The organism is Neopusillimonas maritima (genome assembly GCF_003576595.1).
In the GTDB taxonomy this organism is placed as follows: domain Bacteria; phylum Pseudomonadota; class Gammaproteobacteria; order Burkholderiales; family Burkholderiaceae_B; genus Neopusillimonas; species Neopusillimonas maritima.
Window position 1 is genome coordinate 777,221 of record NZ_NQOU01000001.1, and the last position, 15,994, is coordinate 793,214.

At 54.3% G+C, this 15,994-nt stretch carries 13 protein-coding genes and 3 tRNA genes; 9 read left to right on the plus strand and 7 right to left on the minus strand.

Features of this window, described 5'->3' with window-relative positions:
- Window positions 1-153: 153 nt before the first annotated feature.
- Genes miaB through lnt form a run of 5 tightly spaced genes read left to right on the plus strand, consistent with a single transcriptional unit; the run spans window position 154 to window position 5,630 of the window.
- Window positions 154-1,587 carry a tRNA (N6-isopentenyl adenosine(37)-C2)-methylthiotransferase MiaB gene (gene miaB, locus CJO09_RS03780; RefSeq protein WP_119441374.1) on the plus strand — a complete coding sequence of 478 codons (1,434 nt, stop codon included), beginning with the start codon at window positions 154-156 and terminating at the stop codon, window positions 1,585-1,587.
- Complete coding sequence (locus CJO09_RS03785; protein WP_119441120.1) at window positions 1,584-2,600, plus strand: PhoH family protein; 1,017 nt, start codon at window positions 1,584-1,586, stop codon at window positions 2,598-2,600. Before miaB ends, CJO09_RS03785 begins: the two co-directional genes overlap by 4 nt.
- Window positions 2,569-3,069 (plus strand): rRNA maturation RNase YbeY, encoded by a 501-nt coding sequence (gene ybeY / locus CJO09_RS03790; protein WP_119441121.1) that lies wholly within the window; start codon window positions 2,569-2,571, stop codon window positions 3,067-3,069. The genes CJO09_RS03785 and ybeY overlap by 32 nt, the downstream gene beginning before the upstream one ends.
- Before the next feature lie 55 nt (window positions 3,070-3,124).
- Entirely contained in the window at window positions 3,125-4,009 is an 885-nt protein-coding gene (locus CJO09_RS03795) for a CorC family transporter (protein WP_114420134.1), read from the plus strand.
- Window positions 3,996-5,630, plus strand: a complete 1,635-nt coding sequence (gene lnt, locus CJO09_RS03800) for an apolipoprotein N-acyltransferase (protein WP_119441122.1) — start codon at window positions 3,996-3,998, stop codon at window positions 5,628-5,630. The genes CJO09_RS03795 and lnt overlap by 14 nt, the downstream gene beginning before the upstream one ends.
- Here lnt and CJO09_RS03805 read toward each other — a convergent pair.
- Entirely contained in the window at window positions 5,583-7,697 is a 2,115-nt protein-coding gene (locus CJO09_RS03805) for a bifunctional diguanylate cyclase/phosphodiesterase (RefSeq protein ID WP_119441123.1), read from the minus strand. The genes lnt and CJO09_RS03805 overlap by 48 nt on opposite strands.
- Window positions 7,698-7,891: 194 nt before the next feature.
- Here CJO09_RS03805 and CJO09_RS03810 point away from each other — a divergent pair.
- The 3 genes from CJO09_RS03810 (at window position 7,892) to CJO09_RS03820 (ending at window position 8,218) form a co-directional block, all read left to right on the plus strand.
- Window positions 7,892-7,967, plus strand: a tRNA-Ala gene (locus tag CJO09_RS03810).
- A 62-nt stretch (window positions 7,968-8,029) separates the two neighbouring features.
- Window positions 8,030-8,105: transfer RNA gene (locus CJO09_RS03815), tRNA-Glu, on the plus strand.
- A 36-nt stretch (window positions 8,106-8,141) separates the two neighbouring features.
- Window positions 8,142-8,218, plus strand: a tRNA-Asp gene (locus tag CJO09_RS03820).
- A 142-nt stretch (window positions 8,219-8,360) separates the two neighbouring features.
- Here CJO09_RS03820 and CJO09_RS03825 read toward each other — a convergent pair.
- Both CJO09_RS03825 and CJO09_RS03830 read right to left on the minus strand, forming a co-directional pair.
- Window positions 8,361-8,885, minus strand: a complete 525-nt coding sequence (locus tag CJO09_RS03825; protein WP_119441124.1) for a hypothetical protein — start codon at window positions 8,883-8,885, stop codon at window positions 8,361-8,363.
- A gap of 22 nt (window positions 8,886-8,907) precedes the next feature.
- Window positions 8,908-9,909: a hypothetical protein gene (locus CJO09_RS03830; RefSeq protein ID WP_119441125.1), complete on the minus strand. Its 1,002-nt coding sequence runs from the start codon at window positions 9,907-9,909 to the stop codon at window positions 8,908-8,910.
- Between the two features lie 133 nt (window positions 9,910-10,042).
- On the opposite strand from CJO09_RS03830, the gene CJO09_RS03835 reads away from it, so the two are divergent.
- Window positions 10,043-10,339, plus strand: a complete 297-nt coding sequence (locus tag CJO09_RS03835) for a hypothetical protein (protein ID WP_119441126.1) — start codon at window positions 10,043-10,045, stop codon at window positions 10,337-10,339.
- Window positions 10,340-10,365: 26 nt separating this feature from the next.
- On the opposite strand, the gene CJO09_RS03840 is transcribed toward CJO09_RS03835, so the two are convergent.
- The 4 genes from CJO09_RS03840 to CJO09_RS03855 all read right to left on the minus strand — a co-directional run bounded on the left by CJO09_RS03840 (window position 10,366) and on the right by CJO09_RS03855 (window position 15,989).
- On the minus strand, window positions 10,366-12,945 hold the full coding sequence (locus CJO09_RS03840; RefSeq protein ID WP_119441127.1) for a glycoside hydrolase family 24 protein: 2,580 nt from the start codon (window positions 12,943-12,945) through the stop codon (window positions 10,366-10,368).
- A gap of 1 nt (window position 12,946) precedes the next feature.
- Window positions 12,947-14,200, minus strand: a complete 1,254-nt coding sequence (locus tag CJO09_RS03845) for a hypothetical protein (protein ID WP_119441128.1) — start codon at window positions 14,198-14,200, stop codon at window positions 12,947-12,949.
- A 108-nt stretch (window positions 14,201-14,308) separates the two neighbouring features.
- On the minus strand, window positions 14,309-15,076 hold the full coding sequence (locus CJO09_RS03850; RefSeq protein ID WP_119441129.1) for a hypothetical protein: 768 nt from the start codon (window positions 15,074-15,076) through the stop codon (window positions 14,309-14,311).
- A 169-nt stretch (window positions 15,077-15,245) separates the two neighbouring features.
- Window positions 15,246-15,989: a terminase small subunit gene (locus tag CJO09_RS03855; RefSeq protein ID WP_342772178.1), complete on the minus strand. Its 744-nt coding sequence runs from the start codon at window positions 15,987-15,989 to the stop codon at window positions 15,246-15,248.
- Window positions 15,990-15,994: the final 5 nt, after the last annotated feature.

Genomic DNA, 15,994 nt, shown 5'->3' on the forward strand with positions numbered 1-15,994 from the left:
AATACCTATTTTTTATTATTTTTGATTATGAGTTTATTTCTTGAGCGCTGAAAGAATTATACGACCAAGAAAACGAACAAACCATCTACAAGCGTTACAATGACCGCTGTTTCAACCCTGCCCCCGGGATCAACACCCGTTTCGGCCACTATCATGCAAGAAATTCCACTTAAACGTTTCGCCACGCGCTCACCAGCGCCCCAAACTCCATCCTCAAACACCACCGGCACACAAGTCGCCAATAAAGCGCCCGTTGGCGCGCCACGCAAAGTTTTCATCAAAACTTTCGGCTGCCAAATGAATGAGTACGACTCCGACAAAATGCTCGACGTTCTCGGTGGCGAACAGGGTGTTGAAGTAACCCAAAACCCCGACGAAGCCGATGTCATTTTGTTCAATACCTGCTCGGTGCGCGAAAAAGCGCAAGAAAAGGTGTTCTCCGACCTTGGCCGTGTACGGCATTTAAAGCAGGCCAACCCTAATCTGGTTATTGGTGTGGGTGGTTGTGTGGCAAGTCAGGAAGGCCAGGCCATCGTGCAGCGCGCGCCCTTCGTCGATGTTGTATTCGGTCCTCAGACCCTGCACCGGTTGCCACAGCTTATTAATCAGCGGCGCGAGTCGGGCCGTTCTCAAGTCGACATCAGCTTTCCGGAAATCGAAAAGTTCGACGCCTTGCCTCCAGCTCGAATCGACGGCCCCACCGCTTTTGTGTCTATCATGGAAGGGTGCAGCAAATATTGCACTTTCTGCGTGGTGCCTTATACCCGTGGTGAAGAAATTTCCCGCCCGTTCGACGACGTTCTGGTTGAAGTGGCCGACTTGGCCGACCAAGGGGTCAAAGAGGTGACTCTGCTGGGCCAGAACGTGAATGCTTACCGGGGCCCAATGGGCGATACCAGCGAAATTGCCGATTTCGCCATGTTACTGGAATACATCCACGACATCCCGGGTATTGAACGAATTCGCTATACCACTTCACACCCAAAGGAAATGACCGGCCGCCTTATCGAGGCTCACGGCAAATTACCCAACCTGGTGCCGTTCCTGCATTTGCCGGTACAAGCAGGCAGCGACCGTATTCTGGCGGCGATGAAGCGCGGCTACACCGCGTTGGAATTCAAATCGATCGTGCGCCGACTGAAGGCCGCGCGGCCCGGTATCACGCTTTCATCCGACTTTATCGTTGGTTTCCCTGGAGAAACCGAAGCCGACTTTGAGCAAACCATGAAACTGATCCGTGACGTCGGTTTCGACCAATCGTTTTCTTTTGTTTATTCGCGACGCCCCGGCACGCCGGCGGCCGACCTTGAAGACAACACCACAAAAGAACAGAAGCTGGAGCGCCTTTATCGTTTGCAGGCGCTTGTAAACGAACAGGCGGCCGCTATTGCCCAGGGCATGCTGAATACGACGCAGCGAGTCCTGGTCGAAGGCCCGTCCAAACGCGATCCCAACGAACTCATGGGTCGCACGGAAAACAACCGTATCGTGAATTTCCCGGCCCCGGCTGAACTTATCGGCCAAATGCAGAATGTTCGTATCACGCAAACCAGCGCCAATACGCTCCGAGGTGAACTACACCCATGACCAGAAGCGCACGCCGGAATAAACCGGTTACCGTTCGGCTTGATGGCGACAACATGCATCTGGCCAACTTGTGTGGGCCTCTCGACGAAAACCTGCGCCAGATCGCCGACGGCTGGAACGTCCGGCTGAGTCGCCGCGGCAGCCAGGTGGCCATCGAGGGGGAACAGGCAAAAGCGGCCGCACAAGCTGTCGAATGGTTCCATGAACGCGCGGTTCACAAGGCGCTAACCATCGACGATATCCAGCTTGGTCTGGTGGAGTTGGGCGCCGGTCGCAGCGAAGCAGACGATCCTCGCAAAATCGAGCCGCTTCCCGAGCTGCCGCCGGTGGACGATCAAAGCATGGACCTGGTGCTGCGCACGCGCCGCACTGATTTGCGGCCACGCACACCACGACAACGGGATTACCTGAACAATATTCTGAAGCACGACATTACGTTTGGTGTCGGTCCGGCAGGCACCGGAAAAACCTGGCTGGCTGTGGCATGCGCAATCGATGCGTTGGAACGCGAATCGGTGCAGCGGCTCATTCTTACCCGCCCTGCTGTTGAGGCCGGCGAGCGTCTGGGTTTTCTGCCAGGCGATTTGGCCCAAAAAGTCGATCCTTATTTGCGCCCGCTTTATGATGCCCTTTACGACCTGATGGGTTTCGAGAAAGTTCAACGCCTGTTCGAAAAGCAAACCATCGAAATTGCGCCGCTGGCCTACATGCGCGGTCGTACCTTGAATCACTCTTTCGTCATTCTCGACGAAGCACAAAACACCACGCCGGAACAAATGAAAATGTTCCTTACCCGAATCGGCTTCGGCAGCAAAGCCGTTATTAACGGTGACCCCTCACAAATCGACCTGCCCAAAGGCCAACCCAGCGGTTTAACGAATGCACTTGAGGTTCTGGAAACCGTTCAAGGAATTGCCAACACCCGTTTCACCAGTGGTGACGTCGTCCGCCACCCGCTGGTTGCACGTATTGTCGACGCTTATGAAAAAGCCAGCCTCGAAACTCGGCCCTAAACTGAGTTTGTCGGTTCAATATGCCATCCCGGACGACGCATTACCGCGTTGGCGTTTGCGGCGCTGGGCGCAAGCCGCCCTCGCTGCCACGGCCGGGAATACCGGAATTGAACAGGTTAGCCTGACCCTGCGACTGGTTGACGCCGATGAGGGGCGTGCGCTTAACCAACAATTTCGCGACCGCAACTACGCTACCAATGTCTTAACCTTTGAATATGGCATTCAACCTAATGCAAGTTTAATGGCTGACATTGTGCTGTGTCTTCCCGTCCTTTACCAAGAGGCCCAGGCACAGCACAAAACCATTCATGCCCATGCTGCTCACTTAACCATTCATGGCGTTCTTCACGCCTTGGGTTACGACCATCAAGACGAACAGGAAGCACACGAGATGGAAACCGTCGAAACCCTCATTCTGGCCCAACTCGGCTTCACCGATCCCTACCAGGTTTTGCCCGAACCCCGCTGAAACCAACCCGCTTTTTCGGTTATGCTAGACACTCCAGTAACTCGTCCTGCGGACAATGTCAGAATCCACACCCCCCGACCCGGAACCTCATTCGGCCAAGCCGGCCACCAAATCATTCCTGGCGCGAATCCTGTCTCGCATTCGCCCTGAACCAGAAGACCGCGAAGACATCAAAGCGTTGCTCGAAGCGGCCCACGAGCGCCGCATCATCGACGAAGACTCTTACGCCATGATTTCCGGCGCTCTTGAGGTCGTTAATCTCACAGCAGGCGACATCATGGTGCCGCGCTCAAAAATCGACATGCTCGATATCGGCAAGCCCTTGCCGGAACTGCTGCCTGAAATTATCGAAACCGGTCATTCACGGTTCCCTATTTTCGAAGACGATCGCGACAACATCGTAGGCATTTTGCTGGCCAAAGATTTGTTGTTAACCATCACAAACCCCGCCATCGACCTGCGCCCGCTTATCCGTCCGGCGGTATTTATTCCAGAATCGAAACGGCTGAACATATTGCTGCACGAGTTCCGCAACAACCGCAACCATCTGGCCATTGTCATTAACGAACACGGCGGCACGGCCGGCCTGGTCACCATGGAAGACGTGCTTGAACAAATTGTCGGCGATATCGAAGATGAGTTCGATGAAGACGCGGAAAAAACCATTTTCCAAACCGGTAGCAACAACTGGCGCGCAATGGGCATGACGGAAATCAGCGTTTTCAATCGCTCATTCAACACGACCATGCCAACCGATGAATACGACACGCTCGGTGGCTGGGTAACCGCCGAACTCGGGCGTATCCCCCGGCGTGGCGACACCGTACACCGCGAGGGGCTTATCATCACAGTCGTGGGCGCCGACGCCAAACGCGTTTTGTGGCTGAATATTCAACACGACGAGCACTCAACACTTGCCGGCCCCGATGACAACAACTGAGAGCCGGCTTCATCGCGTTCGCGAAGCGGTTCAACCCTTGCTGCTGGGTGCCGCTCATGCGTTCACGTTCTCTAACGGTCCACTACCGGGCTGGCTGTTACCGTATGCACAAATTCTGATATTGGTGTTCCTGGCGCGCCATATATGGCAATGTCGGCGAACAGCCCGGGCGGCCCAGGCCGGTTTTTTATTTGGGTTCGGCCATTTCGCACTCGGACTCTATTGGCTTTATATCAGCCTGCATCATTTCGGCGGGCTTGCACCTGCGCTTTCGGTTGCCGCCGTATTGGCGTTGGCCGCCGCGATGGCGTTATACCCCGCTTTGGCCACCGGCCTAGCCTATTATCTTACGCGTGGGCTAAGGCAGCCGGGCGGCCACTTTTTCGGGCTGGCCTTGAGCGCCGCGATTTGGGCATCGTCTTGGGCTTTAACGGAATGGCTGCGTGGCACCCTTTTCACAGGCTTCCCGTGGCTGAATATTGGCTATGCCCATGCCAGTGGCTTCCTGGCAGGCTGGGCGCCCATTTTGGGGGTTTATGGCGTCGCCTGGCTGGCCGCATTTTGCGCCGCAGCCGTCGCTTTGCTGATTCAAGCGCATAAAACAACGGAGGACAGCCGGGCCGCCGCCGCTGTTGCGCCGGCCATCGTGCTTAGCTTGGCCGGTTTTGGCTTGTCGCAACTTAATTGGTCAGCACCCACCGGCCACCCAATATTGGTTCGCCTTGTTCAAGGCGGGGTCCCCCAATCAATGAAGTTTGATCCTCAGCGCATGCAACAAGGTATCGAAACCTATATGAAGCTCGCCGCTCTGCCACCGAAACAGGCCGGCGCGGACCCGGACATCATTATTCTGCCCGAAACGGTGATGCCGCAATTTCAAAACCGTTACCCTCCGCAGATTTGGCAAGAATGGAAGGACATCGCCCGTGAACGCAACGCAACGTTAGTCATGGGCATTCCTATAATGAGTGACACTGAAAATGGTACACGCTATACCAATAGCGTGATCGCCCTCACCGCTGAAACGCCTGTGCAGGACCTCATTACCGGCACAACCCGGCATCGTTACGACAAACACCACTTGGTTCCCTTCGGCGAGTTCATACCTCCCGGCTTTCGATGGTTTGTAGATGCCCTTAATATTCCCCTAGGCGACTTTAATCGCGGCAGTACGCGCCAGAGCCTGTTTGCATTGAAGGGCCAAATCATCGCGCCCAATATTTGCTATGAAGACGTCTTCGGTGAAGAAATTATCCCCGCGCTTCACGACAGTGAACAATACGGCCCGGGCGCGACACTATTGGTGAACGTCAGCAACCTGGCGTGGTTTGGGGATACGTGGGCTTTGCGGCAACATCTTGAAATAGCCCGAATGCGGGCACTGGAAACGGGCCGCCCGATGTTACGGGCAACCAACACCGGCATGACCGCCGCCATTGACCCCAACGGCACAGTGCGCGCAGCCTTATTACCTGAACAACCCGGCGTCCTCGACGTTGAGGTACAAGGGATGCAAGGTTTAACACCCTATGCACGGTGGGGTAATCTCCCTGTACTGGCCCTGAGCTTGTTGTTATTTGCCGTTGGTGTGTTCGCAGGCCGACAGACCGGAACGAAGTAAGGTCGTGAAGTCGTCGGCGGGAATGGGCCTGGAAAACAAATAGCCCTGACCGTAATCGCAACCGATACCAGCAAGTAAATCGCGTTGCTCAACCGTTTCCACGCCTTCTGCAATCACTTTCAAACCCAGCTTGTGCGCCATGACCACGATGGCTTCGCATAACACAAGGTCTTCCGAATGGGTCGACAAATTCCGCACAAAAGATTGATCGATTTTCAAAAAATCGATATCCATTTTGCGCAAGTACGCAAGTGAAGAATAACCCGTTCCAAAATCGTCCAACGCCACCTGAATTCCGGCATCTCGAAACGCCAACAGTTTATCGCTGGTGACATTGGATGCATCAATCAGCATGCGTTCGGTCAGCTCCACCACAATAGCGCTGCCCGGCAAACCCAATTGCGCCAAATAGGCGATCCATTCCGTTTCATTCAACCCCTCGCCACGAAACTGAACCGGCGACACATTCAAGCCGACCTGGAACTGCGTGAACCCGCTTCGATGCCACTTGGCCAATTGATCGGCGGCGGTACGAAACACCCACTCTCCAATCGAAATGATCATGCCACTATCTTCGGCAAACGGAATAAAGTAGGCGGGGCTGACAAACCCCTTCTCTGGATGCTTCCAACGGATAAGGGCCTCTGCCTTCACCACTTGGTGAGTGTCCAAATCCACAACAGGCTGGTAATGCAGCAAAAGCTCGTTGTTATCCAAAGCGCCCAACAAATCCTTCGACAAGCGACGACGCTCTCGTGCCGCATATTGCATGTTAGGGTCATAAAAACGAAACTGGCTGCGGCCCGCTTCTTTTGCTGCATACATCGCCAGATCGGCATATCGCATCAGTACGTCAGTTTCACTGGCATGATCTGGATAAATCGCCACACCCACACTGGCCGAAAGGTAGGCAACGGTGTCCTTAAGCCGGTATGGCCTGGCGAGGTTATGCAAAACCTCTTCACAAATACGCTCAACCACTTCGTCGCCCACCACGCCGCCCACAACAATGACGAACTCGTCGCCACCCAGACGCGCCACGGTGTCGGACTCACGCACCGAGCGCACCAGGCGATGCGCGACCTGGCGCAATACCTCGTCGCCCATATCGTGGCCAAGACTGTCATTCACCTCTTTGAACAAATCGAGGTCCAGAAATATCAAAGCCAACCGGGTGCCGGTGCGCACAGCGCGCGATTTCTCAATCTTCAAGCGATCTTCCAGCAGCTTGCGATTCGGCAAACCCGTTAGATGATCGTAATTCGCCTGGCGCCATACAACCTCTTCAGTTCGCTTCTTTTGGGTAATATCGGAAAAGACACCAATTCTGCAGCGCACGGAACCATCCTCGTTATACGAGGTGTTGATACTTAAGCTTTCAACATACTCATCACCGTTCTTGCGTCGATTCCAGATTTCGCCGCGCCAGTGACCGGTTTTCAGTAAGGCTCCCCACATCGCCTTGTAGAAATTTTCATCGTGGCGCCCAGAACTGAGAATACTTAGCCGATGACCAAGCACTTCATCCAGCGCATAACCGGTAATGTCGGTAAATGCCGGGTTAACTGTAATAATCACGCCATTTGCATCGGTAATGACCATAGCCTCACTGCTATGCTGGTACACCAGCGACGCCAAATAAGCCGACTCCGCATCGGCTTTACGTTGCGTGATATCAAGCATCAGGCCCACCATAACCGCCTCGCCCGCCATCATCATGCGCGACCCAAATACTTCGACGTCAATGTAGCTGCCATCTTTGCAACGGGCTTTACGCTCGTAATGAATTTCCCGCACGTCGCCGGTTAACGCCCGTTTTATGTTCGATTCGACCAGATGCCGTTCATCGTGCGCAACAATATCCAAAATCGTCATATCATGCAGCATCTCGTTGCGCTCGTAACCCAGCATTTCCAGCAGCTTTGAGTTCACATAGATAAAACGTCCTTCTCGCACAATGTAAACGCCAATAACCGCGTTTTCAGCCAGGCCTCGGAACAAGGCTTCCGTGCCATTGAGTGTGTCTGTGCCTTGTAAGGCAATCGCAGTTTCCAGCAAAGTGAGCATAATCAAAAAAAATAAAATTTAGCTAACTATTATCGCCCGAAGCGGGTTGCGCCCTTCCGGATCGCCTAACCATATGTTGCGCCAAATCAAAACCGATACGAATAAATTACCCTGGCATGAAATGCCACCAACTTGCACAGACAAAAAAAATAGTGCATAATTTCGCTTCTTTGCGATACAGCAGTATTTGCCACGGGGGTATAGCTCAGCTGGGAGAGCGCTTGCATGGCATGCAAGAGGTCAGCGGTTCGATCCCGCTTACCTCCACCAAAAACTGCTTGCAGGGAAAAGTGCAGTAAAAACGTGTTATACTGCGCAACTCAATTTGTCCTGTCCCCTTCGTCTAGAGGCCTAGGACACCACCCTTTCACGGTGGGTACAGGGGTTCGAATCCCCTAGGGGACGCCAAAAATTTTGGCATTGGTTAGGCACCGTTACCGCTGCGGAGCGGTAGTTCAGTTGGTTAGAATACCGGCCTGTCACGCCGGGGGTCGCGGGTTCGAGTCCCGTCCGCTCCGCCATAACATTTTTGTAGTCTGTTGATATATATAAGAAAAACAACGACAGGCAAAACACAGCCCCACATTTAGACCCACACCGCTCAAAGCTTCACACCTGTTTCTTAAAAACAACAGGCGGGCTGCATGCGTGCGCCTCACTGGCTTAATCCGCGTTATGAAGCGTGCCCCGAAAATCCCAACCGACATTCAAACGTAATGGCTTGATGTCGTATTTCGCTCTAAGGGCTTCAGCAATCTGAACGGCCTGAGCGCCCCGATCCCTGATTTGGCCCTCACAATACTCGGCGGCGCCATCTTCACCCAACACCCCATAGTGGAATGTCACGCCCCTACCGCTCTCCTCCAACTCCAGCGGAAAACTCAACACTAGAGAGACAATGTTTTGATCGAGCGCTTGCCAATCAACGCCTGAAGGTAGCGCATCCAGCACAGGCAAATTAAAGTGTTCCGAGCCGGCCGCACCGCTTGATTGCTGAAACAACCTTGTCTCTTCCAACTGATGTGCACAGGTGAGAGCGAACCGCTCAAACACCAGAGCAGTAGTCAGAGCCCAATAACGCTTATCTTTGTCGCTCTTCCTCGCTTCACGCCACAGCACAACTCCCTGGGTCATTGCTGCACCAAGTGTTCCCGATACTGCTGCCACCGTTAAACTCTGTAGATCCATCCACGCACCTGCCTCAAGATAGTTACTCTGTAATCAGTCGCCGAACCACTTCGGCAGCCCACTCTGGATAAAACGTGTCATGCAGGTCAGATATCCAATTTGAGTTGCCGTCCTTTGCTCGAGGAAGCGGAAAAGCGATATCTGACCTTTCCTCACAAACAGCCAAACCCATAGGGATAAGCCTTAAGCTAAACCTAGGATCAGTAATACTACGCGCCGTGACCTCTTGTTGGAATTGCCCATCTGGGGCGCACACCATGTCTGCAAGATCACGAATCCCTTGAAGCATTCTATCGCCCATCACGGTAACGCGTAGCGCAGTAGAAGCCGTTGTTATCCCCATGCCGGGCCCGACGTATGCCTTGCCATTTAAGTAAACCGGAACGCTAATGCCTGAGCGTCTGGATTCATACCGTTGAGTATCGGTAACATTCTCACCAGGCATTATCGACTTCAACTCAAATTGATCAAAGTACTCAGGCCAGCAGCGCTGGACAGTTTTTAAAAGCTCAATATCCGCATACTGTGAACCCCTTGGATGCGGTAAGGCGTCAATGAACAACACAACATTGTGTTCCACCAAGGCAAACAGTTGATATCCTGAGCGCGGCACAAAGTACTCACCGGAACGCGCTACCTTATTCGTTAAATGAAAGTGCGATATCTTCCAATCAGCCCAGAGCAAATCAGTACGCAGTCCGCGCTCTTTGCCACTGAAATCGTTATGCAATATCAATCCCTTGCCTTGGTATGGGTTGACGTCTTCGCCGTGGCTAAAACGAAGCTCCATTGTCTTAATAGCACGAGCGATATGAACCGGTAACAGCTGTGGGAATCTGTCGGAATAGAGCACAGCACGGGGCTGCGAGTCAATATGCCTCATCCGAAAATCAATCCACCGATAAATGGGGCTAGACAGCCGCGCCTCCGCTTTGGAATACATCAGTCCAAAAACTGTTATTAGATGCTCTGCCACAGCTTCGATATCTGCTCTAAAACGCAGGCGCATGTCACGGCTATCCATTGTGTCCCCAAAGCTCCCTTACTATTCATATGTGTTATTTACACCATCATAGCCAGCCCCCACTCACACGCTTCTATTATTTGCCATTTTTTAATTCGACTGGCACCATTCGGGAAACCACTCCGGGGGCGCTATGAATGACCACAACGTCACGATGACTTTGAAAGATTTACAGCCAGACTACTGCTTGCCGCCTGATCAAGATGCGGAAATTAAGGAAGTTTGCAATGGCATTGAGGATTGCCGCCGACACTTGGAAAGCATTGATCAAGATGCCGGCCGCTCAGCTGAACTGATGGAGTCGATTAAGGTAGACGTCGAGGCGATGCGCTACCAAGTCATAGAACGAATGAGCCGATCTCATGGCGCCGTGACGTTTCCATTGTGGATAATCGCGGCCCTACTGGCCTGGATAGCCTTCTTCAAATAACCCGCCGCGAAGGCGGGCCTTGAATATCACTGTTCAACAGCTGCCGCCGTACCTGCCGTTGCCCCGGCCATGCCTCTAGCCAAAATATCAGCCAAGCGGTTTTTATTGCGGGCCGTGATTGGGGCCAGAAGCGCCTGGGCAAACTCGGGGTCAAGTAACGCCCGATCAAGCAACACGCCAACCCGATCATTAGAGAGAGCGCGAGCCGCCCCCGCTATTACCCGGGTACTGACCGGGAATCTATCCAGCAGCAGTTGCCATCCAGTACTATGCGACAGGTTCATGGCGGTATCGGATCCCGGCGCCTTGCCTACTGTATTCGAACGCGCCGCCCGGGTCAGATCATCAGCGATTGCGCCAAGCTGCTTCAAGTGCTTTTCACTGAATAGCTCTTTTAAGGCTGGGCCGTGTGAATCCAGCCAGCGCTTAAAGTCAGTTGGCCTGAATGCCTGGGTACCGCCCTTGGTGGCGAAGTCATGCAGCCCAGTTACCGCGTAATCGCGTAGCGCCTGCGTAGCCTCAGCACGATTGCCAACGGCTTTCCCGAACTGGCGAATGTCGGCCAGAGACGTAGGCCGGTTGTTAAAGAAGGCACGCGGGATTTCAGCGCCTTGCAGATAGTCGGCCCGGTCAGACCCCTGACGCAACATGCCACGAGCTGGCCCGGTTTCAAAGCGGTCAGCCTGCGAACGCCGTAACGCCTTGGCCGCTTCGAACTGTGCGGCACGGTCTGGCCCTATGGCGCCAAGCTGGACCATTTCATCCGGCACAGCATCAAGCGCTGCATGGACCTCACCAGCAGCGGCCGCTTTGCGGTTATCAAATGCCGCCTTGGCCTTGGACTGCATTTCACCGGCCCGAGACTTCAAGTTTTGCAGAGTGGCAAATGGGACGTTATCCGGCAGGTCAGCCAGATCACTTACCAGCGCCCCCAATTCCGCATCAGGGCCACCGGAGCCCTGGCCGAAGTACTTCTGTACGATCCGATGCGCCGTTTCCTTGGGTAGTGCCATGGTCGCAGCATCATCGGCAACGATGGGGGCGTATGCTTCGCGCACCTGCTGCCTCATGCCTGCATAGTTATCGTCAAAGGCACCCCGAATTGTGGCACCGACATCATTGCCCGCGTCGTGTATGGGTTTGATCACTGGGCTTATCTCGTCCAGCGCCGCCACCCGTGCCGCGTTCTGCTGTGCTGTTCGTTCCGTGAAGGCGGTATTGAACTCGGGTCGATTGCTACGCCGTGCTCGTTCGGCAGCCAGTAGCGCAGTATCGCCCAAGGCCTGGGCAGTCGTCGGGGCGCTGCCTGGCACAAGATCATCACCAACACCATGCAAACGGACTGCCAAAGCGTCAGACGTCGTATCGGCCATGCCTGCCAACCGCTGACCAGCAGAACGTTGCGCCGCATTCTGGCTTACCAAAGGTGCAAGCGGCCTGGCCACAGCCTGCCCCAGCGCCATACCGGCAGACGGAGCCACCCCGCCCACCAGGCCGGCCACCGTTTGCCCAACAGGCCCGGCACCCACCTCACGAACCAAGCCAGACGATCCACCCGCTGTCGCGCCGCTGACTGCCTGCAATAAGGGCTGATCCGCCAGAAGCGCCCCAACGCGCTGCACGACTGGGTTTACCGCACGAGTGCCCAATTCAGCGGCACCTCTGGCCATGCTGCCTGCCCCAGCCATTGCGCCGGCCACATCTTGAGCAAGGCGCTCTGTCCTGTTCTGTGGCTTGGGCAACCCCATCCAATCGGCTGCTACGTTGCTGTCCGCCTTGGGAACAACCTCCTCACCAGCGAGCCAATTAACGACGCCTGCCGGGCCATTCCAAAGCATATTAGGCAGAGCGGTAACGCCAGATAGCCCCGCCCGCGCCGTCAATCCTAACTGCCGCCCGATGGAATCAGGCGTGGCTGGTTCAGACAGACCCGCAAGCAATTCATCATCGCTCATGCCAGAGAAGTCGGGGGCGCCGCGTGGCGTCAGGCCGGACAACAGATCATCGTCGGTCATTGCCGAGAAATCCATGGGGGCGGATGCCTTGGGTTTCAGGCCGGCCAGTAGCTGATCGTCGGGCACACCGGTAAAGCTTTGGCCCGGCACGGTACCGGCCTGAGCAGCTGGCAGCAATGCCTGGGCGCTTTTGTCCAACGCACGGGCAATAAATCCGGCATCACGCTTAGGTTGCGCATAAGGACTCGACGGCAGGCTGGCCCATGTTTGGCCTGATCGCTGTACCGCCGTATCAAAGTCGCCTTTCATGAGCGCTGGCAAAGCACCATTACGACGCAGCAGCTCGACAGCGGCCAAGTCCTGGCTTTTCGGGCTGAAGTCCGTCAGGCCCAGTTTTCCGGCAACATCATCCCATGTGCCTTGGAGGAACTGGTACCGACCTGCCGCACTGGTCTTGTTGCGCTGGCCATCCGTCTGGGTGAAGTCATGCAACTGGCGGGGGTGGTCGGACAGGTCAGCAATCTTGCCGCCGCCAAAGGCAGTAGCGTACCCGTGCTGGTCAGTACCTTCCGCCATCGCAATAACATCAAGGAACTGGCGAACGTTGGGATTGCCAAGCGCCCGCTCAAGGTCTTTTGCAGTGAAAGCCATATCAGTACCCCAGTTCACGAAGTCGCTGCGCAAGAGCCGGGTTGGTAGCAGCACGGCGGCGCAATTCTGAAATGCGCGGGTCTTCCTGCTGGTCAACACGAACGCCGCTATTGATCACAGAAGGCTGGTTTGTATACTGCTCATAGCTCATTGGCTGTAAGCCGTAATTAGCCCTCATAGCGTCGTTCATCATTGAACGAAGCTCAACGGCGCGGGCATTGATGGCCTGTATCTCTTCCAGCCGCTGCTGCACCACCAGGGGATCATTGATGTTGGCCAACAACTCATTCCAGGCACGCTGGGCATCGCCGTCTGTCTGTACGCCCTTATTGAGCCGCAGCGAATCATTGCGCAGCTTTTCAAGCGTGGACTGGAAACTTTGCAGATTACGGCTTTCCTCAGTACTCAGACCCATGTTATTGAGCGCCTTACTCATAAGGTTGGTGAAAAATCCAAGATCCAGACTACCGTTTTCTATCTGACTGGCAAAGCTGCCAAGATCAGCATTGATTGATGCGGCGGTACCAATGGCGTCAAGGTTCTCCTGCTGCATCTTAAGCGCGGCCGTTGGCATTGGCTTGTCTTGATAGGGCAATGGCTGACCGCTTGACGTATGCACGGGCTGCGCCGTGCCTTGGGCCATATCCACAATTGCCCCGCGGTTAGCATCGTATTTGAAACGCTGTTGATCGGCCTGAGCTTTTCTCAACGCGGCTTGACTGGTCTGCTGATCACCAAACAATGCGGCCATGCCTGGGTTTGCCCGCACAATTTTCCCGGTGCCTTGATCGATCGCATAACCCGAGTCGCCCACCGCCTTGAACGGTGTATAAGTACCGCCACTAGCCACAGCAGTAAACCGATTCTGACGATCCAGCCCCGTAGACGACTCGGGAATGGCGTTCGCTGCTTCCTGAAACAAACCCGCTTTCTGAAGGGTTAGCATCGTGTTGGCTAAGTTGTCTGCCGAAGCGCCCCCTTTAAAAATCGTACCGGCCCCGGGTTGTATCGCATCCAACTGCGCAAGGTAATCTTGGTTGTCACGCAACCCAAGCGCTCGTGCCACATCCGCAGCCTTAACGTTGGCGAGATTTGCCTGCTGTTCCGCGCTATACGTCTTTGCACCAAGCAGTGCTCCCTCTGCCATCGCCTGCGTCTGATTCGCCTTAGATTTCGCCAGGTCCTTTAACGCTGGAGTAATGGAGGCTGCAAGCCCACCGGCAAAGCCACCACCGATTGGAAGTGTCGTTCTCATAAATGCTCCTAACGGTCTATACCAAAACAACAAACGTAATGAAAACATTCAGCACGCCTGCAAAGCCTTCCTTTAGAAATATGAATCGCGTTCACAATTTTCACCAGATCAAATGGACTTCGGGACCCAAGAACCAAAGCCGGTTTTTGCTTGTGGCATCCAACTTGATGCACCGCCATTAAGCTTTGATCCCAGGCTACCTGTATTCTTAAAACCCAGTCCGCCCGCGTTAGGCGAAAGTCCAGACCCAGACCACACACTATTGCTTGAGCTGCCGATACCATCAAATGCACCCATCAATCCCGTTTGCCCCACGCCCTGTAGGATGGTTCCTGCCAACATGGCCCCTCCGCTAGGCGTACCGGCAGCCTGTATGCCAACCTGGTCGGCGGCGTGCTGCCCCCTCGAGAAGTTTTTGAGCATTCCAATTTCATTGGCCGAATCACCAATGCCTATAGCTTCGTTTTGGCGTAATTGCGATGCCGATCCGATTCGGCCAAAGATTCGCGCCAACGCCTCGGCAGTTTTCGCTTGTTGAGCCATGGATGAGGCCCGGGCAGTTGAATAATCATCTGAAACGTCGCCCTGCACGCTGGGGGCTTCAACCCGCTCAGCCATGTTTTGTTTGACTGGCTCCAGCATTTCCGAGGTCAGTTGCTGCTCAATAACATTTTGCTTATCCAGTCGATCATCGGGGTTGAACTCCGTAGCCTTTTTCATGGCAGCCTGTTCGGCCTGACGCTGCAGGTTTTGTTGGCGAATCAAAGAATCTTGAATGGCTCGCTGTTGTCGAGCCGCCGCGTCTTGCACCGCTTGATTCTGAATAAAAGCACCCGATATAAGAGACACAAGAGAGGCAATTTCAAAACCTGTCATGAGAATTTACTCCTTTCAATACCCGCACGCGATGGGCGAAATACACCTCAAACTTCATGCGTCAGCGTTAAATTTAATCTTTAGTTATGATGCCGCGAAAAGAGGTGAAGACGGGGTAAATGTTTGATCTCAAGCCATCACGACAGTGCGTGATAGCGAAGTAGTCGTATCATTTGAAAGTACGCTCCCATTCTTCTTCGCTCATTGTTCCTGGGACAACGAGCACGCCGGAGTTGAGCTTTTCTCCGCCTGAAGTGAGGTCGAGTTTGTCGTTGAACATGCCAAGATGGCGCGCAACGTTTTCCAATGCCTTTTCTCTATCTGCCGCCAATACCTGTAGGCCGTCTTTCCCGATTTTTACGCCAGCAAACGCCATTCTGGCAGGGCCAGACAGTTCTCTGGAGTCTTTGACGTGTATCTTGCCGTGGCCTTCGCCTGCACATTCCGGGCAAGCCGAGTTCGGCGCACGGTTGGAAAGGAAGCCGAAGCCTCCGGAACAGTCGGGTGCCGGCTTCTTTGAAGTCTTGGCCAACTTCAATTCGCGGGTAAATTCCTGCTCTGTCCATTGGTATTTGAAGCCTTTTCCCCAGCAGTGCCGACAGCATTCGCGTCGGTATTCAACCAGGTCATTCATGTCGACATTGGCCAATTGCCACCAGCGCTGCAGCACCATTTCTTGAGTGATGTGAGTGCGTTCGGACAGTTTTTTCTGAGCGGCTGCGACCGCCGCCGCTACCTTGACATTTAATAACAAACGACTTGACTGCTCTTGCGCCGTTTTTTCGCTGTATCCAGCGCGAATTGCGGCCCGTGTTCCGTTCAGGTCGACCAAATATTCTTCGACAAATCTGGCTTGTTTTGGCGTCAAACTCACCTCGCACCTCTTAACGCTGCCTACCCTTCCAGGGTGCACAGTTT